This window comes from Desulfurellaceae bacterium (assembly GCA_021296095.1).
Lineage (GTDB): Bacteria > Desulfobacterota > Binatia > Bin18 > Bin18 > JAAXHF01.
In genome coordinates this window covers 24,725-50,824 of sequence record JAGWBB010000007.1, presented here as the reverse complement: position 1 = coordinate 50,824, position 26,100 = coordinate 24,725, and the positions used below count along the sequence as shown (strand labels likewise).

Below are 26,100 nucleotides of genomic sequence, written 5' to 3'. Positions count from 1 at the left end.
GGTTCAGCACTAGAGTTCGCCCAGCGCCTGGACTGCGGCGCCGATTCCACACCCGACAAGGAGCCACGCAATGACGACATCCGCCCCAGGGCGCAGCGCGCTGATGGCCGGCTACCGGGTTCTCGACCTGAGCGACGAAAAAGGCATGCTGTGCGGGAAAATGTTTGCCGATATGGGCGCCGAGGTGATTAAGATAGAGCCGCCGGGCGGGGACGCGGCGCGGAGCCTGCCGCCCTTTTATCACGACGAGGCGGACCCCGAGAAAAGCCTGTTCTGGTTCGCCTATAACGCCGGCAAAAAAGGCGTCACCCTCGACCTGGAAACGGCCGACGGGCGGGCCGTGTTGCGCGATCTGGTCGCGGTCTCGGACTTTGTGATCGAGACCTTTCCGGTCGGCTATCTGGACGAGCTGGGTCTCGGCTACGCAGCCCTGTCGCAGTGCAACCCGCGCATCATCCTGACCTCGATTACCCCGTTTGGCGATACCGAAGCCGGGCGCGACCAGCAGGCTGACGACCTGATCGCCTGGGCAACCGGCGGAGCCATGGCCATCATGGGCGAGAAGGACCGCGGGCCGGCCCGCATCAACCTGTTGCAGAGCTATTTTCACGCCAGCGCCGAAGCGGCGGTCGGCTCGATGACCGCCCACTATCCGCGTGAGATTAGCGGCGAGGGCCAACACGTTGTGGTCAACATGCAGGCCTGCGTGGTCTGGACGCTGATGAACGAGCAGGCGTTTCCGATCCTGCACGGCAACTCGGTCGAGCGTAACGGCGTGTTTGCCGGCTCTGAGGGCATGCGCCAACGCCTCGTCTTTCCGTGCAAGGACGGCTATATCACGCTGCTGGTCGCCGGCGGCCCCCTCACCCCGTCGCTCACGGCATTCATCGGCTGGATGGACGAAAAAGGCCTGGCCCCGCAGTGGATGCTCGACAAAGACTGGACCCAGTGGGGACCGGCCACCTTCATGAACGCCAGGGGCGACGAGGTCCAGAAGGAGATTGACGAGATTGAGGCGGCGATTACCGCGTTTCTGAAGACCCTGACCAAGGCCGAGATCTACGCCGGCGCCCTGAAGCGGCGCATTCTGCTCGCCCCGGTCGCCACCGCGGAAGACATCACCGCCAGCGAGCAGCTGGCCGCCCGCGAATTTTTCGTGCCGGTCGAGCACGAAGATCTGGGCGCGACAATTCCCTATCCGGGGCCGTTTGCCAAACTCAGCCACACCCCGCTGTCGGTCGCCGGGCGCGCCCCGCACATCGGGGAGCACAATGCCGAGGTCTACGGCGAACTGCTGGGCTATGGCCGGGAAAAGCTGGCCGTCCTGCGGACGGTCGGAGCCGTCTGAGCCGCCACCGCTTTTGAGGAGACACCGCATGGAGCGCCGTTACGCATTCGAAGGCATCAAAGTCGCTGACTTCGCCTGGGTCGGCGTTGGCCCCATTACCGCCAAATACCTGGCCGACCATGGGGCGACAGTCGTCAGGGTCGAGTCCCACGCCCGGCCCGACATTCTGCGCCAAGCCCCGCCCTGGACGGACGGCCAGCCCGGCCTCGACCGCAGCCAGTTCTTTGCCAGTTTCAACACCAGCAAGCACGGCATCACCCTCGACCTCAGCAAGCCCAAGGCGCAGGAACTGGCCAAGCAGCTGATCGCCTGGGCCGATGTTGTGCTGGAGAGCTTTACCCCCAAGGCGATGCGCAACTGGGGACTGGATTATGAGAACCTGCGCAAGCTCAATCCCGAGCTGATCATGCTGTCTACCTGTCAGCAGGGTCAGACCGGACCCCACGCGCTCTACCCCGGCTTCGGCAATCTGATGGCCTCGCTGACCGGCTACTACCATATCTCGGGCTGGCCCGACCGTGACCCGGCCCCGCCCTACGGCGCCTACACCGACTTCATCGCCCCCCGTTTTGGCGCGACCGCGCTCATGGCGGCGCTCGACTACCGGCGACGGACCGGCAAGGGCCAGTACATCGACATGGCCCAGTACGAGGCCGCCCTCCACTTTTTATCACCCGCCCTGCTCGACTACCGGGTCAACGGTCGGGTGCTGAACCGCGAGGGCAATCGCTCGGTTCGTGCCGCCCCGCACGGGGTGTACCAATGTCAGGGAGAAGACCGCTGGCTGGCCGTCTCGGTCAGCACCGACGCTCAGTGGCAGGGCCTGCTCGACGTGCTGGGCAAGCCCGACTGGGGCGATGAGGTGCGCTTTGCCACCCAGACCGAGCGCCTCGAAAACGCCGAGGCGCTCGACGAGGTGCTCGGCGCCTGGGCGGCCGAGCAGGAAGCCGAGGCTGCGGCGGACCGCTTGCAGCAGGCCGGCGTTCCGGCCGGGGTGGTCCAGAACTGCCTGGATTTGCACCAGGACCCGCGCCTGGCCGCCTGGAACATGTTCCAGTATCTCGATCACAAGGAGATGGGGCCGTCTCCCTATGAGGGCCATCAGTTTCACCTGTCCAAGACTCCGGGTGAACTACGCTGGCCCGCCCCGGTCATGGGCCAGCACAACGCCTATGTGTTTGGAGAAATCCTGGGCCTGAGCGAGTCGGAGATCGCCCAACTGACCGAGGAGAAGGTCATTTACTGAATGCCGAGCCAGGGTCCGCTGACTGTGCATCTGGTCCGTCACGGCGAGACCGAGTGGAACCGTGACGGACGCTGCCAGGGCATCACCGATATTCCGCTGACGCCAAAAGGCTTGAGCCAGGCCGAGGCGGTCGCCGCCACCTTTGCCGCCAAGCGTCCCGGCCTGATTCTGTCCAGCCCCCTGCAGCGCGCCTTGGAAACCGCGCGCCGGATTGCCGAGCCGCACGGCCTGGGCTGTGAGACCGTCGCCGCCCTGCGGGAGTGGGATCAGGGCGAGCTTGAGGGCCTGACCGGCGCGCAGCTGCTGGGCGAACACACCGAGTTCTTCCACCGCTGGCAACAAGACCCGGCCCACACCCCACCGCCGGGCGGCGAGACCTTGGAAACCTTGCAGAGCCGCGCCTGGCCGGTTGTTGATCGGCTGCGCGAGCAGGCGTGTGACGGCTCGGTGGTAGTGGTGAGTCACACGATGACGATTGCCACGATTCTGTGCGCGGCGCTCGGCCTCGACCTGGGCAACATCCACCACCTCAAGATCGACCTGGCGTCACGCAGCACCATCGTCTTCAGTCAGTTTGGCTTATTTTCGCTGTGGCGCCTGGCCTCGCTGAACGACCGGCATCATCTAGCGGACCGGCTGCGCTGAGCCAGGATTTGTCCCCGCAACCGGACCATGTCAAGGTAACCTTGACAATCTTCAAACGTCAAGATATCCTTGACTCATCAACTGCGAGGAGGCCACTATGCCAGCAAGCGCAAAAAAGGAAGCGCTGCTTTACTGCTCCTTCTGCCAAAAAGACTCAGAGACCGTGAACAAGCTCATTGGCGGACCAGGGGTCTATATCTGTGACGCCTGCGTCGAGGTGTGCAACAACATCCTGGACAGCGAGGCAGCCCCACCCCAGCCGAGCGACGCTCATGGCAACCACTGAGACGAACCTTCTGTTCTGCTCCTTCTGCCGAAAAGATTCAGAGACCGTGAGCAAGCTCATTGGCGGGCCAGGGGTCTATATCTGCGACGTCTGCGTGGCGGTGTGTAACAACATCCTGGACGGCGAGGCAGCCCCGGTCTTTCCGGGCTGGGATTCTCTCACCGATGCTGAACTCCTGCGTACTCTAGGCCCGGCGGCCGTCACTGTTCGCTCGGTGGCAGACACCCTCAAGCAGCATGTCCACACCCTCCGTAAGAGAGGGGTCACCTGGACACAAATCGGAAAGGCTCTGGGTGTGAGTCGGCAAGCCGCCTGGGAGCGATTTTCGTGAGCTGTTCCAAGCCTCGTCTTGGCGAATTTTAGACGGCATGAACGCAGGTCATGGGGCGAGTTAGCGGGGCACAACCCGCCTTCCTCTCTCAATAGCCGTGCGATTCGCTGCCTTCTATGCGGCAAAGTCGAGCATCTCAAGGGCGACGCCGCGTCTTGCTTCCTCTTGAGCTTGGCGAAGAAGGGCTTCATTCACCGCAGCGGAAACGTATTCTTCCCCGCAAGTGCTACAGATTTTTGCCGGGACTTTCTTGAAGACTACGGTTGTCTGGGCGCGTTCCAGGACGATGGTCGTGTAGCCATCCGCAGTCCGTCCATGCTGGCAAATAGCGCATTTCATAACGTGAATTTTCTATTTCAGAGATAACTTGATATATGGATATCCTTGATCAAATTTCGCATCGTAGAGGGGATTATCACGATGGTAGTAAGGGTGAGCCTCTCCTACGTAAGAGAACAAAAAGTACACCTCATCAATCTGATCAACTGGTCCGAATGATTGTTCTGAGAAAAGCTTCTTGTATTCAAAGCGCCCACTGATGAGAGCGTCTTCGTCAGTGAAGATAAGAAGAATTTTCTTTGCGTAGGGTCCACCCTTGAATGTCTTACCGTCCTTCTTTCGGATGATACGCTTGATCTTCTCGATTACCTCATTCGGCTCCCAGCGTCGATAGATGGAGTCCCGCCACGTCTTTTGCGGATCTCTCTTTATCCTCCAATTTCTCTTAATCGCCTCTTCCGACACAAATTCTGTAACTTCGACAGCTACCGGCTTACCGTCGCCGTCAGAAACCACGCAGTCTGGTGGATCACCGAGGGATGGAGGTCGAACGGGGCCAAAATATTGTTCCTCGCCCCTCGATTTCATTGAGCGTAACAATTCCTGCACGATGAATTTCTCAACGATGAACCGCTCCTCAGGAGTGTCTTTGGGCCCTTCGAAGTGTGTCGCATATCCCCGCTGAAGCGACCGACGAATTTTTTCAAGACGTTCTACACTCATAAAAGATTTTCCTTAGAAAGCCGAGCAGACGGGGTCAGCTGAGGCAGTTGATAGTAGTCGGCCGTAGCGTGTGGCTGCTCCACATCAAAGAGCAAAGCCCTCGGAGAAAGCTCAGAGCCGAAGCACTTCTTTGCGAACTGGCCAACTACTTGACAAGCTATTGCGTCAACCGTTCCACCAACAAGCCCTCCGATGATCGGGACTGCCTTAGTAAAATTGACGACTCCCCGTTCCCCGGCCTTGGTCAGTAATCGAAAACCAACTTTTTTGTTGATTTCGATCAACACCCGTCCAGGAATCTTTTTTATCAGCGCAAGAGTCACGCGCCGGCCGATTTTGATTCCGGCCTGTCGCATAACCTCTTTGCCGGCATCGCCCAGCAATGTCAAAAGAACGAAGGTCCGAACGCGATCTTCGTGGACATCATAACCATGGATCACTGCGGTCGCAGCGCTCATACGAGCCTGAATGGCCCATGAGGCTCCCAGCGCTGCTGGGACGCTGGCGGGCAGTGTTGTGAGACCGCCAAGACCAGTTAAGAAGCCTGAGCCGAAATTTTTACTTGTTTCCCAACGGATAAGAGCGTCCACCCGCTCATCGTTGCTGGAGTAGGAGCTATCATTAAGATATTCCTGGGCAAGCTCCTTCGCTGAACTCAGTGGTCCTACGCCATCTATACCGTAAGCCGCGATTGTCTGGACAACTTGCAGCGCCTTCATGTTGACACCTCCTCCTTTGCGTGCCAGATTGCACTTTTCATAGTTATATACATCCCATAGGGAGCTTCCAATGGGAGGATATTAGGAGATGCCTCTCTTCTTGTCAAGACTCAAATTTAAATTTTTGATCCACGCCTTACGAGCCGTCCCCCTCCAGCAGAGCGATTGTCCTGCACCGTGGGAGCGCGTAGTATCTGAGGCGTTGCAGTCGAAGCGATGAGAAGACACGTTGCCCGAGACGGTTGATTACCGGATGCGGTACGTCTCTTTGAACTTTCTACCGTTGACCTTGCCCTGGTGCCTGACAGTGCTACCGGGAAATCGCTCAATTGTCCCCTTGTGGCGATTGCCGAGACTGTCTTTGTACTTGTACGTATGCCGCTGGTAACGGCCGATATGGTAGCTCTTACTCTGCGACTTGTACGTGTAGTCCGGCCACAATCGGCTTCTAGGCGAACTGCGGTATTTGCCCTTGGTCGCGGTCGTACCACCGGGCAGCACCCGTGTCCTGCTCTTATGGCGGTTACCAAAACTGTCTCTGTATTTATAGGTGTATCGACCGTAACCGTCTGGGCGAGAGCCATCGCTGTACGATTTGTACGTGTAGTCCGGCAATGCTGGGCTCGTGTACAAGGGGCTACTGTAGAGCCTGGAGTACGGCAGATAGTAAGGGTCGGCCAACGCTAGCCCAGGAACAATTACGAATGCAGCCACAACTATCTGCGCCACAATCTTCACTGGGGCCTCCCTTCTCAGTTCCTCCGAATCGGCTGGTACCGTTTGCCGGCTGCGGCGAGACACTGCCGTCTTCCTCGCATTATTGTACATACCGCCGGGTGCTGGACTTGTCAGTGATTTGCGAGACACTGCCGTCTTCCTCGCGGCTGTCATCTGTCCCCTGGATATCAGCGTCTTCCTCGTCGGCAAGCAGCCAACCTAGCCCGGCTGCGGCGACCGCACCAACCAGACCTAAACTTAATAGGCTCGCACCGGTGGCGACCGCACCAACTCCCAAACCCATCATTGGCCTCGGCTTGACGAGATTTTTCAGGATTCTCTCAGCTCCCTCAGTTCCAGCTTCTACTTCACGGGCTGTCCGGTACAATAGATCAATGCGTTTCGCTTGCTTCCCTCTCGGCTGGACCTCATCGTTCAGCCAGCGAAATATCGAGGACTGAGCAACTCCGAAAATTCTGGCTAAGTTGGCTGGCCCAGATTCCACACCCAGCCTTGCTAGCGTCTTCTGAATTGCCTCCAGCTTCGCTTTCACTGACGTTTCCTTCTTTTTCACATCATCATCCTATATAGACATTGCATTGGGAGCATCAAGGCACGGCCATGGACAAATTGCAACACCCCTCAGGGCGATTGTCCTGCACCGTGGGAGCACGTAGTATTCAGGGCGTTGCGGCCGAAGCATTGGGAGACACGTTCACAGGCAGGAGAGAGGCGAGCTATGGCGACTTCTTCACAGACCACGCAGGCGGCCGACACGGGGCCGGACGAGCAGTTTGACGCGATCATTATTGGCGCCGGTATTGCCGGGCTGTATCAGCTGTACCGGCTGCGGGAGCTGGGGCTGTCGGTGCGGGTGTATGAGAGCGGCACCGGGGTGGGCGGCACCTGGTACTGGAACCGCTATCCTGGCGCGCGTTTCGATTCCGAGAGCTACAGCTACGGCTACTCGTTCTCCGAAGAACTCTTGCAGGAGTGGGACTGGAGCGAGCACTTCTCCCCCCAGCCGGAGACCGAGCGCTATCTCAACTACGTGGCGGATAAATTCGACCTGCGCCGCGACATCCGGTTCAGCACCCGCGTTGCCGCCGCCACGTATGACGAGGCCACCACCTGCTGGCAGGTCCAGACCGACGATGGCCGGCAGGCACGGGCGCGCTTTCTCATCACCGCCATCGGGGTCTTGTCTGCGCCGTATATCCCGGATTTTGCCGGACGCGACAGCTTCGAGGGCGAGAGCTTTCACACCGCCCAGTGGCCCAAGGAAGGTCGGGACTTCAGCGGCAAGCGGGTGGCGGTCATCGGCACCGGGGCAACTGCGGTCCAACTCATCACCGAAGTCGCCAAGCAGGTCGGCCAGCTGACCGTCTTTCAGCGCACGGCCAACTACTGCGCACCCTTACGAAACGGCCCGATAGACCCGCACACCCAGCAGCAGATCAAAAAGAGCTATCCTGAAATCTTCCAGAAATGCCGCGCGTCCTTTGGTGGCTTCATCCACGACTTTGACCCGCGCTCGGCGCTTGAACTCTCGGAGGAAGAGCGGCTGGCCCGCTATGAGGAACTGTGGTCCCAGCCCGGTTTCGGCAAATGGCTGGGCAACTTTGGCGATATCATGACCGATCTTGAGGCCAACGCCACGTTCAGCGAGTTCGTCCGCAACAAGATCCGCGAGCGGGTCACAGACCCGGCGGTGGCGGAAAAGCTGGTGCCCAAAGACCACCCGTTCGGCACCAAGCGGGTGCCCCTGGAGAGCGGCTACTACGAGGCTTACAACCGGGACAACGTCTCGCTGGTCGATCTCCACGAGACACCGATTGAGCGCATCACCCCGCAGGGGATCAAGACCAGCGCTGCCGAGTACGCCTTTGACACGATCATTTACGCCACGGGCTTCGACGCCGTGACCGGCGCCTTTGACAGGATCGACATTCGCGGGCAGGACGGACACACGCTCAAGGACAAGTGGGCCGAGGGACCGCGCACCTATCTGGGCTTGCAGAGCGCGGGCTTCCCCAACCTGTTCACCCTGGTCGGCCCCCACAACGGCGCCACCTTTTGCAATATCCCGCGCTGTATAGAGCAGAACGTCGAGTGGGTGACCGACTGCCTGCGCCATATGCGCGAGCACGACTATCGCCGCATCGTGGCCACGCCCGAGGCCGAAGACGTGTGGACCGCCCACGTCAACGAGGTGGCGGCCGACACCCTTTTGTTGCATACTGACTCGTGGTTTGTCGGGGCGAATATTCCCGGTAAGAAGCGGACTTTCCTGATGTACGCCGGCGGTTCGCCCGCCTATCGGGACAAGTGCGACGAGGTAGCGACCAGGGGCTATGCAGGGTTTCGGCTGAGTCAGTAGGCTAGCTCGGAGACAGCGCTCCTCCCCTCAGACACAAGGAGAGACGGGATGATTGAGACAGGCGGGGCAATACGTGACCTGCTGGCCAAGCCAGTCGGCACCGCAGTCGAGGCCCGGGGCTGGGTCAGAACCCACCGCCGCAGCAAGCGGGTCCACTTTCTCCAGCTGAACGACGGCTCGTGTTTTGAGACGCTTCAGGTCGTGGCCGACGCCGACCGGATTGCCGATGACACGCTCGACCGGGCGACCACCGGCGCTTGCGTCCGGGTGACGGGTGAGTTGGTCGCCTCTCCCGGCAAGGGCCAGGCGGTCGAGCTGCAAGCCCACGCCATCCAGGTCTATGGGTCTGCCGACGCGGCCAGCTATCCGCTCCAGAAAAAGGGCCACAGCATGGAGTTTCTGCGCGAGATCGCCCATCTGCGGCCGCGCAGCAATACCTTCGGCGCTGTCTTTCGGGTGCGCAACGCGCTGTCGTTTGCCATTCATCGCTTTTTTCAGGAGCGGGGCTTTTTGTATATTCACACCCCGGTCATCACCGGCTCGGACGCCGAGGGCGCGGGCGAAATGTTCGGCGTCACCACCCTCGACCTGCTCAACCTGCCCCGTACGCCGTCGGGGGAGATCGATCACAGCCAGGACTTTTTTGGCCAGCCGGTCTTTCTGACGGTCAGCGGTCAGCTCGAAGCCGAGATCTTCGCCCTGGCCTTCTCCAACGTGTATACCTTTGGGCCGACGTTTCGGGCCGAGAACTCCAACACCCCGCGCCACCTGGCCGAGTTCTGGATGGTCGAACCGGAGATTGCGTTTTGCGATCTTGACGACAACTGCCGGGTCGCCGAAGATTTCTTGAAATACGTCATCGGCGCGGTGCTCGACAGCTGCCAGTCCGACCTGGAATTCTTCAACCAGCGCATCGACAACAGCGTGCTGGAAACCCTGGAACATGTGGTCGGCAGCCCGTTTGAGCGGGTGGCCTACACTGAGGCGATCCGGCTGCTGGAGCGGGCGACCGACCAGGGCCGGAGTTGGGAGTTTCCCGTTTCGTGGGGCGTGGATCTCCATGCCGAGCACGAGCGCTACCTGACCGAGGAGGTGTTCAAGCGGCCGATCATCGTGACCGACTACCCGCAGGACATCAAAGCCTTTTATATGCGTAGAAATGACGACGGCCGCACCGTCCGGGCCATGGATGTCCTGGTGCCGCGGATCGGCGAAATCATCGGCGGCAGCCAGCGCGAGGAGCGCCACGATGTCCTGCTCAACACCATCCGTGAACAGGGCCTCCAGGAGGACCACTACTGGTGGTATCTGGAGCTGCGCAAATACGGTACCGTGCCCCACGCGGGTTTCGGCCTCGGCCTGGAGCGGATGATGATGTATCTGACGGGCATGAAGAACATCCGCGACGTGATTCCGTTTCCCCGCACCCCGGGTTCAGCGGCGTTTTGATGAGAACCTGAATTCTCAGGCGTGGCGGTCTTTGGGGTTCCGAATCCCCCGTTGTTTCAACTCGAGGAGGAGAAACCAGAAGAAGACGGGCGTTGCCAGCACGAAAAGGACGAGTCCGAGCCACTCCAAGGTGTTAGTCGGCATCATGACGGTGCCCCTCCAGCAAATAGGCGGCAGCAAACGTGTATCCGGCCAAGAGCAAATACAGCGCAATGTACGTTAATCGGAGTCTGTCCGTTGCCGCTCCAACCGCGACGGCAAGTAAGAGCCCCTTGCTCACGTCAGACAAATATTTGGAGACGAATTCCCTCTGACGTGCGTTCATGATGGGGAGTCTAGCATGGGGAGAGCAACAACAACAGCTGCGGCGCTTGCCTCGTTCCTGTGGTGGGGCTGGACGGCCGCACTTGAGGCCGCGCCCTTCGCCTATATCCCGAACCGAACGACCGCAAACGTATCGGTCATCGACCTGGCCACCAACAGCGTACACGGCAACCCGATTCCGGTCGGTCGAGGCCCAACCGGGGTGGCGGTCAGCCCGGACGGCAGCCGGATATACGTGACCAATCAGTTCGACGGCACGCTGTCGATTATTGACGCCGCGACCCACACCACGCTTGGCCCGGCGGTCCGGGTCGGTGACCAGCCGTTCGGGGTGGGTGTTCATCCCACGGGTCGCTTTGTGTACGTCGCCAACAACGCCTCGGCCAGCGTGTCGGTTGTCGATACCGCGGCCCAGCCTCCGGTCAGCACCCGGCTGCGGGTCGGCCGAGCCCCGACCGGCCTGGTGGTCCATCCCGACGGCGAGACCGTCTACGTGACCAACAGCAGCGACGACACGCTGTCGGTCATTGACACCCGCAGCCACACCGTCCGGCCCCAGACCGTCCCGGTCGGACGCGCTCCTTTCGGCATCGCCATTCATCCCGACGGCTCTCACCTGTATGTAGCGAACCGGATTGACGACAGCGTATCGGTCATTGACACTGCAAACCACAGTCCTGTCGGCAGCCCGATTGCGGTTCAGAACCGGCCGTTTGGACTGAGCGTCCATCCCAGCGGCGCCTACGTCTACGTCACCAATAATACCAGCCGGTCGGTGTCCGTGATTGGCACCACCCGCCACGCCGAGTTCGGTCCTCCGATCCCGACCGCCCACGCCCCGGCCGGCATCAGCGTCCATCCCGACGGTTCACAGGTCTACGTCACCCAGGCCAGCAACGCGCTGGCCATCATCGAGGTCAGGACCCACCAGGTGCTGGAAACGCTGATTCCGGTCGCCGGCGCACCTATCGCGCTCGGACACTTCATCGGCCCGGCCGCGCCGCCGCGCTGAAGCGGCACGGGCTGCCTGCGGCGAATCCGCTCCAGACCGCAAGCGCCTTCCCTCCCCCCCGCTCTTTCTGGTAAGCTACCGGCCAGACCCGCAACGGGAGGCGTACACATGGGCGGAACAAAGATTGGAATCGGCTTCGGGCTCTGGGAACTCGGCATGCCAGACCCGGATACAGTCATCAATTATGCGGTCAGCGCCGAAGCGGTCGGTATTGATTCAATCTGGCTGTCCGATCATGTGGTGTCGCGCAACCCTTCGCTCGATACCAGCTGTGTGATGGCGGCCTGGTCGGCCAGAACCAAGAAGATCAAGATGGGCCCGAGCGTTCTCACCCTGCCCGCCCGCGACCCCGTTCAGGTTGCCAAAACCTACGCCACCCTGGACTATATCTCGGGCGGCAAGAACCGGGTCATCATGGCGGTCGGCATCGGGGCCAACCCCAAGGACTGTCTGGCTAGCGGGATCGACCCGTCCGAGCGCGCCAGACGCATGGAAGAAGGCGTACAGGTCATGCGCAAGCTGTGGGCCGAGCCCAACGTCAGCTTTGAGGGCCAGTACTATCAGTTCGAGGATGTCACTATCGAGCCCCGGCCCAAAAAAGGCACGCTCGACGTGTGGATTGGCGGCAAGACCGATCAGGCTCTGAAACGCACCGCCCGCTACGGCGACGGCTGGTTTCCCTCGTTTGTCAGCCCGGACGAATTCCGGGCTGGGATGGACAAACTGCACGCCTACGGCGACCAGTACGGACGCGAGATCGACCCCCGCGAGGCCGGGGTGCTGATCCTGACCTGTGTCGATACCGACCGCAAACGCGCCCAGGACATTGCCGGTCGGTTTCTCCAGGGCTTTCCCCTGCCCCAGGAAGCCATGGTTGCCCGGTGTGCGATCGGGACGCCGGAAGAGTGTATTGACAAGGTCCAGTCCTACGTCGATGTCGGCTGCTCCAAGTTTGTCCTGTGGCCGATCGTGCCGCCGGACGAACTCATCCCGCAGGTTGAGCTGTACGGGAAAGACGTGATTCCCCACTTTGCATAAGCGGATGGATACCCTCGACTGCATTCGGACCCGCCCGGCGGTACGTGGTTTTCTGCCCGACCCGATTCCGCACGCGGTGGTGCGCACCATCCTTGAGGCCGGACGGCAGGCGCACTCGCAGCGCAACCGTCAGCCGTGGCGGTTCATCGTCATTCAGGACAAACAGACGCTGACCCAACTCGGCGCCCTGGCCTCGTCCGGGTCTTTTCTCGCCCAGGCGCCGCTGGCGATTGCCGTCGCTGTAGAGGGCGCCAAGAACCCACCGGTGGACGGCACCCGGGCGGTCGAATGCCTGATGCTGGCCGCCTGGAGTGAGGGGGTCGGGTCGTGTTGGGTGGGCGGGCTGAACCGACCCCAGGCCAAGGCCCTGCTCGGCATTCCGGACGCGGCCGAACTCATCACGGTGGTGCCGTTCGGCTATCCAACAGCCGAGGAGCAGGCGCACAAGAAAGTCCGCAAACGGCTGAGTCGGCTCGTCTACGGCGAACGCTACGGCCAAACCTACCAGGGCTGACACGCGCGCCGGTGGCTCCCAAGCCGACCTGTTCCGCGTCAGAAAGACACCCCCAGCATGGATCGTATCGAAAGTAAAATTCAGACCAGCAGCCCCGAGTTTCAGGCCAACCGCGAGCACATGAGCGGTCTGGTGTCGGAACTCAAAGAACGGCTCGTCCAGGCCCAGCTCGGCGGCTCGGAAGCGTCCCGCCAGCGTCACAAGGCGCGCGGCAAACTCCTGGCCCGCGAGCGGATTGAGACTCTGGTCGATCCCAACACTCCGCTGCTCGAACTCTCGCCGCTGGCCGCCGACGGCATGTACGACGACCCGCCGTCGGCCGGCATTGCGACCGCCATCGGCCTGATCCAGGGGCGGGAGGCCGTCATCGTCTCAAACGACGCCACGGTCAAGGGCGGCACGTATTATCCGATCACCGTCAAAAAACATCTGCGCGCCCAGGAGATTGCCCAGGAGAACCGGTTGCCGTGTGTCTACCTGGTGGACTCCGGCGGGGCCAACCTGCCGTTCCAGGCCGATATTTTTCCCGACCGCGAGCACTTCGGCCGGATCTTTTACAACGAGGCGCGCATGTCGGCCCAGGGCATTCCCCAGATCGCCGTGGTCATGGGTTCGTGTACGGCCGGCGGGGCGTATGTGCCGGCCATGGCCGACGAAAATATCATCGTCAAGAATCGAGGGACCATCTTTCTGGGCGGCCCGCCGCTGGTCAAGGCGGCGACCGGCGAGGAAGTGTCGGCCGAGGAGTTGGGCGGCGGTGACGTTCACACCCGCATCTCGGGGGTGTCCGATCATCTGGCCGAGGATGACGAGGACGCCCTGGCCATCACCCGTTCGATTTTTGAGAATTTCCCCCGTTCCGAGAAATTTCCGCTCGACCGCGAGGCGCCCCAGGACCCGGCCTACGATCCGGCCGAACTGTACGGCGTGATCCCCCACGACACCCGGGTGCCGTACGATGTGCACGAGGTCATTGCCCGCCTGGTCGACGGCAGCCGCCTGCACGAGTTCAAGCCCCGCTACAGCCAGACTATCGTGACCGGCTTCGCCCGTATTCATGGCTATCTGGTCGGTATTGTGGCCAACAATGGGGTGTTGTTCTCGGAGTCGGCGCTCAAGGCGACCCATTTCATCGAGATGTGCAGTCAGCGCAAGGTACCGCTGCTGTTCCTGCAAAACATCACCGGCTTCATGGTCGGCAAAAAATACGAACAGGGCGGGATTGCCAAAGACGGGGCCAAGATGGTCCACGCGGTGGCCAACGCCCAGGTGCCGAAGTTCACCGTGATCATCGGCGCCTCAAACGGGGCCGGCAACTACGGCATGTGTGGCCGCGCCTATTCGCCCCGGCTGCTGTTCATGTGGCCCAATTCACGCATCTCGGTGATGGGCGGCGAGCAGGCCGCAGGCGTGCTGCTGACGGTCAAGCTGCAACAGCTGGCGGCTGCGGGCGAGACCATGACCGATGAGGAACAGCAGGCTTTCAGCGCGCCGACCCTGGCCAAATACGAACAGGAGGGCAGCCCCTACTATTCGACCGCCCGCCTGTGGGACGACGGCATTCTCGATCCGCAAGAGACCCGGACCGTGTTGGGGCTGAGCCTGGCCATGGCGCTGAACGCCCCCATTGCCGACCATCAGGTCGGCGTGTTTCGGATGTAAAGCTACACGACAAGGAGTAGAAGACCTCGATGAGCAATCCGCGTGTGACCGCACTCAAAGACAGTCCCCAGCCCGAGGCCGCAGCGCAGAACACCTCCCCGGCCTCGACCGGCGGCCTCGAAGACACGATTCGCAAGATTCTCGAACACATGGGCGAAGACCCCGACCGGGAGGGACTGGTCAGAACGCCCTACCGGGTCGCCCGCGCCTTTGAATACCTGGCCAAGGGCTACGCCCAGGATCCCAGAGCGGTCATCGGCCAGGCGATTTTCACCGAGGAAGACTATCAGGAAATGGTCGTGGTCAGGGACATTGATTTCTACTCGCTGTGCGAGCATCACATCCTGCCCTTTTTCGGTCGGGCCAACGTGGCCTATATTCCGAAACACCACATTGTCGGGTTGAGCAAAATACCGCGCCTGGTCGAGGTGTTCTCCCGCCGTTTGCAGGTCCAGGAACGGCTGACGACCCAGATCGCCAACACCCTCATGGAAGAGCTGGATCCCCTGGGGGTGGGGGTGATTATCCGCGCCGAACATCTGTGCATGCGCATGCGCGGGGTCGAGAAACAAAACTCCCTTGTCACCACCAGTGCGATGCTGGGCGCCTTCCGCAGTCAGCAGGCGACCCGCGAAGAGTTCATGACCCTGGTCAACGGTCAGCGCTGAGGCATAGAGTCGGCGGCAAACACGCCGGTCGTCTGCTGGAGACGCAGCAGGGCAATCTGGTACGCGTAGGTCTGATCGGTCAGCTGGGTGCGAACCTGATTCAGAGCGTTCAGGGCGGTGTTGACATCCAGGCTGGTGGACAGGCCGACGCGGTACTGTTTTGAGGTGATGGTGTAGTTCTCCTGGGCCAGACTGACCTCTTTTTCCAGGGTCTGGAGCGTCGAGCCGAGCGTTTCGACGGTCAGCAGGGCGCCTCTGACCTCGACCTGGATTTCCTTGCGCAACTGATCGACGCGCAGCTGGGCCTGAGCCAGCCGCTCGTTTTCTTCCAGCAGGTCCAACTCCCGCGCCCCCCCATCAAACAGCGGCACCTCGAAGTTCAGAAACAGGGTCCAGAACTTGTCCCGCTCGGCAAAGGTCTCGGCGTCCAGCCGAGGGAAATCCCACCGGGCATTCACCCGTGGCGCATAGCGGGCGATGACCAGATTCTTGCGCTGCGTGGCAATTTCTACCCCGATCTCCTGGGCACGGAAATCCTGGCGCTGGCTGTAGGCCTGGTCCAGCAGCCGGTCGTAGGGCACCGGGCTGTAGGCAACCGGCTCGGGCTGGGCGACGCCGAGCGGCTCGGGGACGCCAATCGCCCTGGCCAAGGTCGTGAAGGCCAGCCGCAAACGGTTGTGGTCCATCACCAGCTGGCGGCGCGCCTGCTCAACCGCGACCTCGGCCCGCAGCACGTCGGTCTTGGTGACTTCGCCGACTCGAAACCGGACCTGGGCCTGACGGAGTTCGTCTTGAGTCAGGCCCAGGGTGTCTCGGACGATCTGCATCTGGGCTTGGGAGCGCAGCGCGCCGTAGTAGGCCCGGGCAACGCCGAACAAGACCTCCCGGATGGTGAACTCATAGCGTTCGGCACTCTCTCGAACGGATGCCTTGCCCAGCTGGCGGGAGGCAAAAAAAGCCGGCTCTAATATGGGCTGGGTGATCCGAAAGATCCCTGTCCAGCGCTCCAGCGGGCGAATGGCAGAACCGGTCGAAAAGAAACTGGCGGCTCCCTCCGGCAGAATGTTATCCGACACAAACGAGATCTCGTCCTTATTCCGGCTATACGTGCCCTGAATATCGGCCCGGGGCGTGAGATGGGTCAGGGCGCGCCACGGCAGCAGGCGGGCTTTGCCCAGTTCATGGCTGGCGATCTTGATCCGCTCCTCATTCTGTACGGCTAAACGGTAGGCTTCGGCCAGGGGAATGAGCGGGCCTTGTTGAGGCTCCGCAGCGGTCGCTGGCCCAAGGTCCAACTCCGGCTCAGGCTCTGGAGCGGACTGTGGTGCGGGCTCGGGAGTGGCCGGTGGGGTGGGCTCTAGCGTCGGAGCAGGCTCTGGGGCGGGTGGCGGTGCGGCCGGCGAGCCGGACGAGACCGTCACGCCGGGTTGCGAATCGGACGCGCTCACGACGCGAAACGGCGGAGCATCGGTGATCGACACCTCGGCAACGGCCGCCAACCGGATAGGCGATGCTGATGATACGGGCTCGGTTCTTGCGACTCGCACAACGAGCCGGTACGGCTTGGTGAGGACGCGGACCTGGCACGCGCGCTCGGCGGCCAGGTCGAGTACTACCCGGGCGGTATCCGGACGGAACTGGGCGACCCGAACACGCTGGACCTCCCCCTGTCGGATGTTCAGGCTTGACAGGACACGCTCGCCCAGCCTGGCCGGGGCAATATCCACATAGCAGCGGTACGGCCGGTGATGGCTCGGGTCGGCCTTGAGACTCGCCTGTCGAAAGCTGGCCGGGGCGGACAGGGCGATAGAGATCTGCTCGGCCGTGGCCGATACGGTCTCAACGACCGCGCTTTCGGCAGCCTGGAGACCCGCTTGTCGGTCCAGACACAGCGCACAGATCAACAGGCACAGGAGACGGGGCAAGGCATGGGTCGGGCGGACGCTCTGGTCTGGCATGGAGTTCTTTCCCTGGCGCTCTGGGAGATGGGGGAGGAGAGGAGATCGGTAAGCCGGATTCTGTTCCCCGGTGTAACGCACCGGGACCATGGTCATTCCTCTTGGCAGCACGTTGCCGTGCTGCTCCAGCGACCGAACCCGGAAGACGGAGTGGGGCGACTCCTGCCCGCCAGCGGGCTCCTTCCTATTTGGTCTTGCTCCGGGTGGGGTTTGCCCAGCACCCCCAATCTCTCGGGAGCCTGGTGAGCTCTTACCTCACCTTTTCACCCTTGCTGAGAACGATCCCAGGACCGCTCCAGCGGTCTCTTTTCTGTGGCACTTTCCCTGCCTCGCGGCCGGCCGCTGTTAGCGGCCACCCTATCCCAAGGAGTCCGGACTTTCCTCGGACCTGGCACGCAGGCCCGCGACCACGCAATCTCCTCTCACACTGACGACCCAGGTCAGGCTTGGTGTTCCTCCTCGGCAGCCTGCGGCCAGTAGATAATCCGCGTACAGTGCGGACAGTAATAAATTTTTTCAGACTGCTGAAGCTGACTGCTCTGGATCTGATTGCACAGCTGGGGTGGTAGCCGCATATGGCAGCCCTGACACGTCCCCTGCTGGATCTGCACCACGGCAAGCCCGCCGCATTTGGCAAAAATGCGCTCGTAACGGCTCTGGAGTGTCGGGTCAAGAGAGCCGATCAGACCGACGCGCTCCTCGCGCTGCCGGCGCGATTCAGCTTCCAAGCCCGTGATTTGGCTGTCTGTCCGCTCCACTTCCTGCCGGTGCTGGACCTGAAGTTCCCCCAAGCGGGTCCGGCTCTGGCTCAGGCCCTCGTTCTCCTGTTCTATCTGTTCAAGCAGCAGCAGCGTACCCTCTTCCAGCTTGCCCTTTTCCTCCCGCATCAACTCGATTTCTCGCTGAGCGGCGAGCATTTCACGCTCATTGCGAATGCGGTTCAGGCGGACCCGCTTTTCCTTGATTTTGTCTTCTTCGAGTTTGAGTCGTCCTTCGCTCTCACGGTGCTGAGCCTCAAGTTCCTGCAGTTTCTGGGATTGGGCTTCCGCCTCCTGCTCTGTTTTTGCCATCTCCGAGCCGATAGCGGTCACGTGCTGGCGCAGGTCTTGCAGAAGCTGTTCTTTTCGATACAGCCCTTGGTCAAGCTCCTGAAGCGCAGCCAGCACATCGATCTGTGTGGCCAACGAATACCCCCTTTCGCTTGTCTGCCGGTGTTGAGTGGGCCGAGACCGCAGAGTTCAGCGTATGGGCCCACCAGGACTCGAACCTGGGACCAGCCGGTTATGAGCCGGCCGCTCTAACCAACTGAGCTATGGGCCCCGGAATCACCCGAACTCTGTTTGCGCTCCTCCATATCATACGCCCGGGACTCTGCCTACTACTCGCCCCGGTTCGTCCTTTCTCATCCCAGCTGCTGCAACTGCTGGAGACCGCGGCGGACGGCCTCGTCATCGCCTCTCGACTCGGCTTCCCGAATCTGTTGCTGGAGCCGCTCGCGAGCAGATTTCCGCTGGGTGGTTTGCAGACGCCGCACACAATCGACAAACAGCTGCTCCCGCTGCTCGCTGTCCTGCTCGGACGGTCCGTGGACATCGGCCCGACTGACCCGAGCGGCCAGGCCCGCAAGTTCCTGGGGCAGGGTGTCGAGCACGCTGCCGACATCGATCTGGTCGTGTTCCTGCCAGGCCGCCACAATACGGGAGGCCAGCGCTCCCCAGTGTTGAAACGCCGCAACAATGCCCTCGCTGGCGGCCCGCAGGGCGAGCCGGCGGTCAATCAGCAGCAGATACAACAGCTCTGTCTCGGCCGCCGCCTGGGGCGAGGAGGCGGGCTGACGACGCGGCTGGGGACGGGGCGACGCGGCTGGGGACGGACGGGCGTCGGCGGCCGAGCGGCGGAGTTCTTCTTCGTTTACCCCGAAATGCTGAGCAACCCGGGTCAGCAGCGCGCCACGCAGCATGGTATCGCTCGGGTTCAGCTCGGACAGCGCGTCGCGGGCGGCCTGGGCTCGCTGAAAAGCCGAGGCCCCAGGAGGCAGGGCGTGACGACGCAGGTAGAAATCCTGGAGCGACGCGGCTCGCTCAACCAGGCTGTCCAGCCCAGCCTGCCCGTGCCCACGGACAAAGGAGTCGGGGTCCTCGCCCTGGGGCAGGAAAATGCCTCGGCCGTTCACGCCGGCCTCCAGGCACAGGGGGTAGGCTCGGGTTGCCGCCCGTCGGCCGGCCTCGTCGCCGTCGAAAAAGAAGTAGACCTCGCGGCTGAAACGACGCACCTGCCTGAGCTGATCAACGGTCAGGGCCGTTCCCAGGACGGCAACCGTCTCGGCATGACCGTGCTGGACAAGCGCCAGCAGGTCGATATAGCCCTCCACGAGCAGGGCGCGTTCACAGCTTTTGATGGCGGCCTTGGCCTGGGCCAAGCCGTAGACCAGCGCCCCTTTTTTATACACCGGCGAATCCGACGAATTGATGTATTTGGGCAGCGGCCGGCGTGACGCCGACCGGATCTGTTCAGCCTGGGGCAGCAGCCGCCCGCCAAAGCCGACTGGCTGGCCGACCACATCGGTAATCGGAAACATCAGACGGTGGCGGAACTTGTCGTAATAGCCGCCCCGTTCCTGCCGGCCGATGAGCCCGAGCCGCGCGGCCCGGCCGAGGTCGGCCCGTTGCTGGGTCAGAAAGCGGACCAAGCCATCGCGGACGGGCGGGGCAAAGCCCAGCCGGAACTGGTTGGCGATGTCGGGCTGCAACCCGCGTTGGGCCAGGTAGTGGCGGGCCTCACCCCCGTCCGGACCGGCCAGACAGCGCTGGAAATAGACGCTGGCCAGTTCGTTGAGGCGGTACAGACGGGCGCGTTCCTGAGCCTGGGGGTCACGGTTCTGGGGTAGGGTCACACCGGCCTGTTTGGCCAGACGGCGCACGGCTTCGGGAAACGTCAGGCCCTCGATCTTGGAGACAAAGGTAAACACATTGCCGCTGACGTTACAGCCAAAGCAGTGAAAGAATCCGCGTTCTTCGTGCACGCTGAAGGAGGGGGTCTTCTCGGCATGAAACGGACACAGACCCATATGGTTGCGGCCCGATTTGCTCAGGGCGACGTAGCCCGAGATCACGTCAACAATGCTGATTCGGGCGCGGATCTCGGCCAAACTGGCCTCGGGAATCCGGTCTGCCATGGCGGCGGCCTCTTAGTCGGGGTGCAGTATGACAGCTGTCCTGTCCCGCGTAAAACAAAACACCCACCCGGACTCGGGTGGGTGTAGAGAGACGCGACGCGGACGGGGCGGCGCGGTGAGGGTTAGTAGAAGGAACGGCTGGCCCGGCGCAAAGCGCGTTTTCTGGCGGCCACGGCTTTGCGTTTGCGGCGCACGCTCGGTTTTTCATAGTGTTCGCGTTTTTTGAGTTCCTGGAGAATACCGGCCTTCTCGCACTGCTTCTTAAAGCGGCGGATGGCGCTTTCTATGGGTTCATTTTCTTTGACTCGAACACCTGCCATGGGCTCATCACCTCCTCCCGGCGGGCAATCAGGATAAACGCTCGTCCGAGAAAGTCAAGCGTTTCCCCCTAAAGTGGACAAGCCGAGTTGGATAGCACACAATGAGTCATGGCCGAGGCCGCTCCTCCCGAACCCAGTCTGAGCAGCAGGCTCTTTAGCCTGCTGCAAACCCGTCAGCAGAGCGCCAACATTGTGCTGGCGTGCGTGGTCGGGCTGCTGGTCGGCGTGGTGGCAATCGGCTTTCACGAGTTGCTGCACCTCGTTCAGCGCATCGCCCTCGGCTCGACCTCTCCGCTGGCCATCCTGCCGACCCTGCCGTGGTATTGGAAGCTGTGTCTGCCGGCTATCGGCGGCCTGCTCGTCACCCCGATTGTCACCCGCTGGGCGGTTGAGGCCAAGGGGCACGGCGTACCGGAGGTCATGGAGGCCGTTGCCCTGCGGGGCGGCATCATCCGTGCCCGGGTGGCGCTGGCCAAGGCTGTGGCGTCGGCGGTGACGATCGGCACAGGTGGCTCGACCGGCCGCGAAGGCCCCGTCATTCAGATCGGCTCGGCCCTGGGATCGAGCTGCGGACAGCTGCTGCGGCTGTCGCCGGACCAGATACGGACGCTGGTCGGCTGTGGGGCAGCGGGCGGCATTGCGGCGACCTTCAACGCCCCGATTGCCGGGGCATTCTTTGCCCTCGAGGTCATTCTGGGCAATTTTGCCGTGCCCGCCTTTGCGCCCATCGTGCTCTCGTCCGTGCTGGCGACCGCGGTCTCACGCGCCTATATGGGCAATGTCCCGGCCTTTCAGATTCCCCAGTACTCCCTGCTCCACTATGGCGAGGTGCCGCTGTACGCCCTGCTGGGTATCCTGATGGGCGTGGTGGCCGTGATCTTCATCCGCGTCCTGTATAAGAGCGAGGACCTGTTTGAGAACAGCCCGATTCCACCTGCCCTGCGGACCACGGTCGGCGGTCTGCTGGTCGGCGTCCTGCTGCTGTACTGGCCCGAGGTGTATGGGACGGGCTTTGAGGCCATGTATCGCCTGCTGCACGAAGCGACCGACTGGCAGGTGTTGGCCCTGCTGTTCGGCATCAAGCTCGTCGCCACCTGCACCACCCTGGGCTCGGGCGCGTCGGGTGGCATCTTCTCACCGTCCCTGTTTCTGGGCGTAGTGGCCGGGGGCCTGTTCGGGCAGGTCGTTCACGCCGTCCTGCCCGGCCTGACGGCCGAACCCGAGGCGTATGCCATGGTCGGCATGGGGGCGGTCGTGGCCGGCACGACCCACGCCCCGGTCACCGCGATCCTCATGCTGTTTGAGCTGACCGGGGACTATCATATTATTCTGCCGGTGATGGTGGCGTGTACCCTGAGTACCGTCACCGCTCGTTATCTGTACAGCCACTCCATCTATACGCTGAAACTCTCGCGCAAGGGCGTCTCCCTGCTGCGGGGACGGGAAGAGACGGTCATGCAGTCCTTCCGGGTGGCGGATGTCATGCGCAGCCCGGCCCCGACCCTGCCGCAAGAAGCCCCGTTTCAGGAACTGGTCGATTCCTTTCTGGACTCCCAAGAGCCGCACTACTATCTGGTCGATCATGAGACGCACCTGACCGGGGTGATTCATCTCCACGATATCAAAGGCTTTCTGAGCGAGGGAGGACTCGACGGGCTGATCATTGCCCGCGATGTGGCCCACCCCGTCTCGGTCATGACCCATCCCGGCGAAACGCTGGCCGAGTGCCTGGAAAAGTTCAGCGGCAACGCTACCGAGCGTCTGCCGGTTGTTGACTCGGCCTCGACACGCAAGGTCGTCGGCGTTGTTGCCCAGCAAGACGTGATTGACCTGTATAACCGTGAGGTCTTGCGCAAAGAGTTTCTGGGCACCGTGCCCATCGATTCAACCCAGCGGCGCGGTGCGCTCACTCTACCGCCCCAGTACACCGTTGTACCGCTCCGTCTGCCCATGGCATTCAGCGGCAGAACGCTCAAAGACCTCGATTTGCGCGCCCGGTACGACGTGACTGTCCTGGCCGTGCGGACGCCTGCAAACTCAGGCTCACGTGATTATCTGCCCCAGCCCGACCAGCCCCTGCAAGCTACCGACACCCTGATCCTGGCCGGTCATCAGCAGGCGCTGGATACCTTCCAGCGGCGTTTCTCCACAAGCGGGGAGATAGACCAGGGATAGGTAGCCTCATACCTCGGCTGACGGGGAGTTGCTCTCCGCAGCCTCGCTCCGCTCGATGCACTCCCAGAACAGCCGGTGCCAGTTCGTTATCGTGCGGAACTGCTGCACATAGGCTTCCAGACCGAGCAGGGCGCGCACCAGAAACAGGCGGTGACCGGGGGCGTTGAAGATGCGGTGCTCCAGACTCAGGGCCGTGACCGCCATACTCTTCTCGGCCGAATGATAGTCGTGGGGGTCATAGACCCGGTCTTCCAGCACCGGCTCAAAGATCAGATACATGATCTGGATCAGCGGGGCAGGATCAACCTCGGCGTCCAGGAAGCCGAGATCGACAAAACACTCCGCCATGGTCTGCTCATCGCGCTCGACAATGGCCCGCGCCAGCGCCAGATAGGACCGCCGAACGGCCGAGGGAAAGATCCGCACGCTGCCAAAATCGAGCATGCTGATCTTGGGGTGATAGGTCACCAGATAATTCCCCGGCTGGGGATCGGTATGCAGCACGCCAAAGTCAAAAATCTGTCGCCAGGTGATCTGAAAGTATTTGATCGCCACCCAGTCCTTGAGGTCCTTGTCCACGCCCGGGGCCAGAATGGCCTGGAAGGTGTAGCCGTCCACATAGTCCATGGTCAGCACCCGTCGGGACGAAAACTTGGGGAACACCCGGGGGATGATCAGCTCGTCGTCATCGGCAAACAGGCGCCGGAAGCGCCTGATATTCTCGGCCTCGTGCAGGTAATCGAGTTCTTCGTGCAGCCGCGCCGCCATCTCGTCGTAGATTTCATCCATCTCAAACGGCTGGCGCAAGATATCGCGGGTCAGCAGGGTCAACACCCGGAGCAGCGCCTGCATGTTTTTGAGGTCTTGTTCAACCGTCTTATCCACGCCGGGATACTGGATTTTGACGACCACCTGCCGGCCGTTCCTGAGCCTCGCCCGATGGACCTGACCGAGCGAGGCGGCGGCAAACGCCTCGGGCTCGAAGTGGGCGAACAGCTGCTCGGGCCAGGCTCCGAGTTCTGCCCTGAGCTGCCCGCGGATGAGGGCGGAGTCCATTGGCGGGAGAGACGACTGGACAACCGACAGGACGTCAATCACCTCAGACGGCAGCAGGTCGCCGCGCATGCTGAGCATCTGGACGAGCTTCATGAACGCCCCGCGCAGTTCGCGCGAACGCTCGACAAGACGCAGCGCATTCTTGAGGTGCAGGGCGAACAGCGCCTGCTCGTTTTTGTCCGCAGACTGGAACAGCCGGGTGAGGGCATGCCAGGCATAGCTGCCGCCCACCGCCGAGGTCAGCGAGCCAACCTGCAAGGCGCGTTTTGCCCGGCCCTGAATCAGGTCCGTGGGTTTGGCTGACACGTCAGGCGATTCATCAGCGTTGCCGCGGCCGCAGCGCCAAAGCCGTTATCGATATTCACCACGGTGATGCCGCTTGCGCACGAGTTGAGCATGGCCAGCAGGGCAGCCAGGCCCTGAAAGCTGGCGCCATAGCCGACGCTGGTCGGCACGGCGATCACCGGCCGCTCGACGAGTCCGCCAACGACGCTCGGCAAGGCGCCTTCCATGCCGGCCACCACAATCAACACGCTGGCCGCCCGGAGCCGGCCGAGGCTGGCCAGCAGGCGGTGCAGGCCCGCAACCCCGACATCGTACAGACGCTCCACCCGGTTGCCCAGCAGTTCGGCCGAGACCGCCGCCTCTTCAGCAACGGGAAAATCGGCCGTCCCGGCCGCAACGACCAGCAGACTGCCCTGTTCGGACGGCGGGCTGGGCGGCTGCCCAAGGCTGGCCAGCCGTCCCTCGGCGTAGTAGCGCAGCGCCGGTAGCAGGCTGCGCAACGCGTCCGCCCTGTCGGCCTCAAGCCGGGTCATCAGCACGTGGTGGCCGCCGGCGCTCAGGCGCCGGGCAATCGCCGCGATCTGGTCCACGGTTTTGCCCGGACTGAAAATGACCTCGGGGAGTCCGGTGCGCAGCCGACGGTGGTGGTCAACCCGGGCAAAGCCAAGGTCTTCAAACGGCAGGGTTTTCAGCGTTTCGACGGCCTGCTCGACCGCCATCTGTCCGTTGCTGACCCGGGACAATAAGTCGTGCAAACGCGCGGTATCCATAGCGGTCCAGGCTATCAGGCGCGGCGGAAATGATCGTGGCCGACCTGTGTTGGAAGATACGGCTCACCGGCCGCGTCAAGCACCCGGCTACCGTCCCGCTCGGGGACAATCGTTCCGATTCGGGTCAGCGCACAGCCACAGGTTTCGGCCACCGCTCGCAGCGCGTCGCGCTGGGCGGGTGGGGCACAGAACAGCAACTCATAGTCTTCGCCGCCGGTCAGCGCCAGATCCCAGGCCTGGGGACCCAGCAGGCTGCGGTAGGCATCAGACACAGGCAGCCGGGACGCCTCGATGCGTGCCCCCACCCGGCTCTCTTCGCACAAGTGACCCAGATCCTGGAGCAGCCCGTCGCTCACATCCAGCATCGCGCTGACAAGGCTCTGGGCGGTAATGGCTCGGGCCAGCTCAAAACGCAGCTGCGGACACACAAAACGGTCTTTTGGGCCCTGGGCGACGGCGTCATCCCGACCGTCCTGGAAGAGCCGCAGGCCCAGCGCCGCGTCGCCCAGGCTGCCGGTGACATACACGTCATCGCCGACCCGCGCCCCGGACCGGGTCACAATCCCGTGCGGCGCGCGGCCGAGCAGGGTGACCGACACCGTCAGACACGGTCCGGCGCTCATATTGCCGCCAATCAGGGCGACCTGTCGCTCGCCAGCCGCCGCCAGAAAGCCGTCAAAGAAGGCGTCGAGATCTTCGACCCGATCATCCTGGGGCGTACACACGCTGAGCAGGGCGAAAGTCGGTTCGCCGCCCATGGCAATGATATCGCTGGCATTGACCGCAAACGCTTTTGCCCCCAGGCTCACAAAGGGGGTCCATTCGCGCCGAAAGTGGACGTTTTCGACCAGGGCGTCGGTGGTCAGCAGGGTCGTGCCGGACAGGCTGAGCGCTGCGCAGTCATCGCCCATACCGAGGGTGACGCGTGGGTCGGCAGCCACGCGCCCGCGCAGACGACGGATGAACGGGAACTCCCCAAGGTCGCGAATCTGCATCGGCACTGCTCTCGTCGGCCCGCGA

General features: G+C 62.3%; 24 protein-coding genes, 1 tRNA gene and 1 other RNA gene. 13 read left to right on the top strand and 13 right to left on the bottom strand.

The features are described from left to right. The first annotated feature begins 70 nt into the window (after positions 1–70). The 5 genes from J4F42_03325 to J4F42_03305 all read left to right on the top strand — a co-directional run bounded on the left by J4F42_03325 (position 71) and on the right by J4F42_03305 (position 3,856). Positions 71–1,348: a CoA transferase gene (locus J4F42_03325; GenBank protein MCE2484520.1), complete on the top strand. Its 1,278-nt coding sequence runs from the start codon at positions 71–73 to the stop codon at positions 1,346–1,348. Positions 1,349–1,376: 28 nt separating this feature from the next. After that, on the top strand, positions 1,377–2,594 hold the full coding sequence (locus J4F42_03320; protein ID MCE2484519.1) for a CoA transferase: 1,218 nt from the start codon (positions 1,377–1,379) through the stop codon (positions 2,592–2,594). After that, complete coding sequence (locus J4F42_03315; GenBank protein MCE2484518.1) at positions 2,595–3,239, top strand: histidine phosphatase family protein; 645 nt, start codon at positions 2,595–2,597, stop codon at positions 3,237–3,239. Positions 3,240–3,336: 97 nt separating this feature from the next. Then, entirely contained in the window at positions 3,337–3,525 is a 189-nt protein-coding gene (locus J4F42_03310; protein ID MCE2484517.1) for a hypothetical protein, read from the top strand. Beyond that, entirely contained in the window at positions 3,512–3,856 is a 345-nt protein-coding gene (locus tag J4F42_03305) for a hypothetical protein (protein MCE2484516.1), read from the top strand. Before J4F42_03310 ends, J4F42_03305 begins: the two co-directional genes overlap by 14 nt. Before the next feature lie 114 nt (positions 3,857–3,970). On the opposite strand, the gene J4F42_03300 is transcribed toward J4F42_03305, so the two are convergent. The 4 genes from J4F42_03300 to J4F42_03285 all read right to left on the bottom strand — a co-directional run bounded on the left by J4F42_03300 (position 3,971) and on the right by J4F42_03285 (position 6,868). After that, entirely contained in the window at positions 3,971–4,195 is a 225-nt protein-coding gene (locus J4F42_03300; GenBank protein ID MCE2484515.1) for a type II toxin-antitoxin system MqsA family antitoxin, read from the bottom strand. A 12-nt stretch (positions 4,196–4,207) separates the two neighbouring features. Next, on the bottom strand, positions 4,208–4,858 hold the full coding sequence (locus tag J4F42_03295) for a hypothetical protein (protein MCE2484514.1): 651 nt from the start codon (positions 4,856–4,858) through the stop codon (positions 4,208–4,210). Beyond that, the gene (locus J4F42_03290; protein ID MCE2484513.1) at positions 4,855–5,577 is read right to left on the bottom strand and encodes an EcsC family protein; all 723 of its coding nucleotides are present in this window, start codon (positions 5,575–5,577) and stop codon (positions 4,855–4,857) included. Before J4F42_03290 ends, J4F42_03295 begins: the two co-directional genes overlap by 4 nt. A gap of 817 nt (positions 5,578–6,394) precedes the next feature. Then, positions 6,395–6,868, bottom strand: a complete 474-nt coding sequence (locus J4F42_03285) for a hypothetical protein (protein MCE2484512.1) — start codon at positions 6,866–6,868, stop codon at positions 6,395–6,397. A 165-nt stretch (positions 6,869–7,033) separates the two neighbouring features. Here J4F42_03285 and J4F42_03280 point away from each other — a divergent pair, with 165 nt between their 5' ends. The 7 genes from J4F42_03280 to folE all read left to right on the top strand — a co-directional run bounded on the left by J4F42_03280 (position 7,034) and on the right by folE (position 15,341). Next, the gene (locus J4F42_03280) at positions 7,034–8,674 is read left to right on the top strand and encodes an NAD(P)/FAD-dependent oxidoreductase (GenBank protein MCE2484511.1); all 1,641 of its coding nucleotides are present in this window, start codon (positions 7,034–7,036) and stop codon (positions 8,672–8,674) included. A gap of 48 nt (positions 8,675–8,722) precedes the next feature. Continuing rightward, the gene (asnS, locus tag J4F42_03275) at positions 8,723–10,123 is read left to right on the top strand and encodes an asparagine--tRNA ligase (protein ID MCE2484510.1); all 1,401 of its coding nucleotides are present in this window, start codon (positions 8,723–8,725) and stop codon (positions 10,121–10,123) included. A 340-nt stretch (positions 10,124–10,463) separates the two neighbouring features. Beyond that, a complete protein-coding gene (locus J4F42_03270; GenBank protein ID MCE2484509.1) occupies positions 10,464–11,459 on the top strand; it encodes a YncE family protein in 996 nt (331 codons plus the stop codon). 108 nt (positions 11,460–11,567) lie between these two features. After that, a complete protein-coding gene (locus tag J4F42_03265; protein ID MCE2484508.1) occupies positions 11,568–12,497 on the top strand; it encodes an LLM class flavin-dependent oxidoreductase in 930 nt (309 codons plus the stop codon). A gap of 4 nt (positions 12,498–12,501) precedes the next feature. Then, positions 12,502–13,011: a nitroreductase family protein gene (locus J4F42_03260; protein ID MCE2484507.1), complete on the top strand. Its 510-nt coding sequence runs from the start codon at positions 12,502–12,504 to the stop codon at positions 13,009–13,011. Between the two features lie 57 nt (positions 13,012–13,068). Then, complete coding sequence (locus J4F42_03255; protein ID MCE2484506.1) at positions 13,069–14,673, top strand: hypothetical protein; 1,605 nt, start codon at positions 13,069–13,071, stop codon at positions 14,671–14,673. 29 nt (positions 14,674–14,702) lie between these two features. Further along, positions 14,703–15,341 (top strand): GTP cyclohydrolase I FolE, encoded by a 639-nt coding sequence (gene folE / locus J4F42_03250; GenBank protein ID MCE2484505.1) that lies wholly within the window; start codon positions 14,703–14,705, stop codon positions 15,339–15,341. Here the strand turns inward: folE and J4F42_03245 are convergent. The 6 genes from J4F42_03245 to rpsU all read right to left on the bottom strand — a co-directional run bounded on the left by J4F42_03245 (position 15,332) and on the right by rpsU (position 20,794). Next, positions 15,332–17,299 (bottom strand): TolC family protein, encoded by a 1,968-nt coding sequence (locus tag J4F42_03245; protein MCE2484504.1) that lies wholly within the window; start codon positions 17,297–17,299, stop codon positions 15,332–15,334. The genes folE and J4F42_03245 overlap by 10 nt on opposite strands. A 33-nt stretch (positions 17,300–17,332) precedes the next feature. Continuing rightward, positions 17,333–17,722: RNase P RNA component class A (rnpB, locus tag J4F42_03240), an RNA gene on the bottom strand. A gap of 17 nt (positions 17,723–17,739) precedes the next feature. Further along, positions 17,740–18,483 carry a hypothetical protein gene (locus J4F42_03235; GenBank protein MCE2484503.1) on the bottom strand — a complete coding sequence of 248 codons (744 nt, stop codon included), beginning with the start codon at positions 18,481–18,483 and terminating at the stop codon, positions 17,740–17,742. A gap of 62 nt (positions 18,484–18,545) precedes the next feature. Beyond that, a tRNA-Ile gene (locus J4F42_03230) sits at positions 18,546–18,619 on the bottom strand. An 82-nt stretch (positions 18,620–18,701) separates the two neighbouring features. Then, on the bottom strand, positions 18,702–20,474 hold the full coding sequence (gene dnaG, locus J4F42_03225) for a DNA primase (GenBank protein MCE2484502.1): 1,773 nt from the start codon (positions 20,472–20,474) through the stop codon (positions 18,702–18,704). A gap of 122 nt (positions 20,475–20,596) precedes the next feature. After that, positions 20,597–20,794 carry a 30S ribosomal protein S21 gene (gene rpsU, locus J4F42_03220; protein ID MCE2484501.1) on the bottom strand — a complete coding sequence of 66 codons (198 nt, stop codon included), beginning with the start codon at positions 20,792–20,794 and terminating at the stop codon, positions 20,597–20,599. Between the two features lie 108 nt (positions 20,795–20,902). On the opposite strand from rpsU, the gene J4F42_03215 reads away from it, so the two are divergent. Beyond that, complete coding sequence (locus tag J4F42_03215; protein ID MCE2484500.1) at positions 20,903–22,969, top strand: chloride channel protein; 2,067 nt, start codon at positions 20,903–20,905, stop codon at positions 22,967–22,969. A 6-nt stretch (positions 22,970–22,975) separates the two neighbouring features. Here the strand turns inward: J4F42_03215 and J4F42_03210 are convergent, their stop codons facing one another. From J4F42_03210 to thiL, 3 genes are read right to left on the bottom strand one after another with little or no spacing between them, the layout of a single operon-like run. Then, positions 22,976–24,331, bottom strand: a complete 1,356-nt coding sequence (locus J4F42_03210; GenBank protein ID MCE2484499.1) for an AarF/ABC1/UbiB kinase family protein — start codon at positions 24,329–24,331, stop codon at positions 22,976–22,978. Further along, on the bottom strand, positions 24,307–25,080 hold the full coding sequence (gene larB, locus J4F42_03205) for a nickel pincer cofactor biosynthesis protein LarB (GenBank protein MCE2484498.1): 774 nt from the start codon (positions 25,078–25,080) through the stop codon (positions 24,307–24,309). Before larB ends, J4F42_03210 begins: the two co-directional genes overlap by 25 nt. 14 nt (positions 25,081–25,094) lie before the next feature. Beyond that, the gene (thiL, locus tag J4F42_03200) at positions 25,095–26,075 is read right to left on the bottom strand and encodes a thiamine-phosphate kinase (GenBank protein MCE2484497.1); all 981 of its coding nucleotides are present in this window, start codon (positions 26,073–26,075) and stop codon (positions 25,095–25,097) included. Positions 26,076–26,100: the final 25 nt, after the last annotated feature.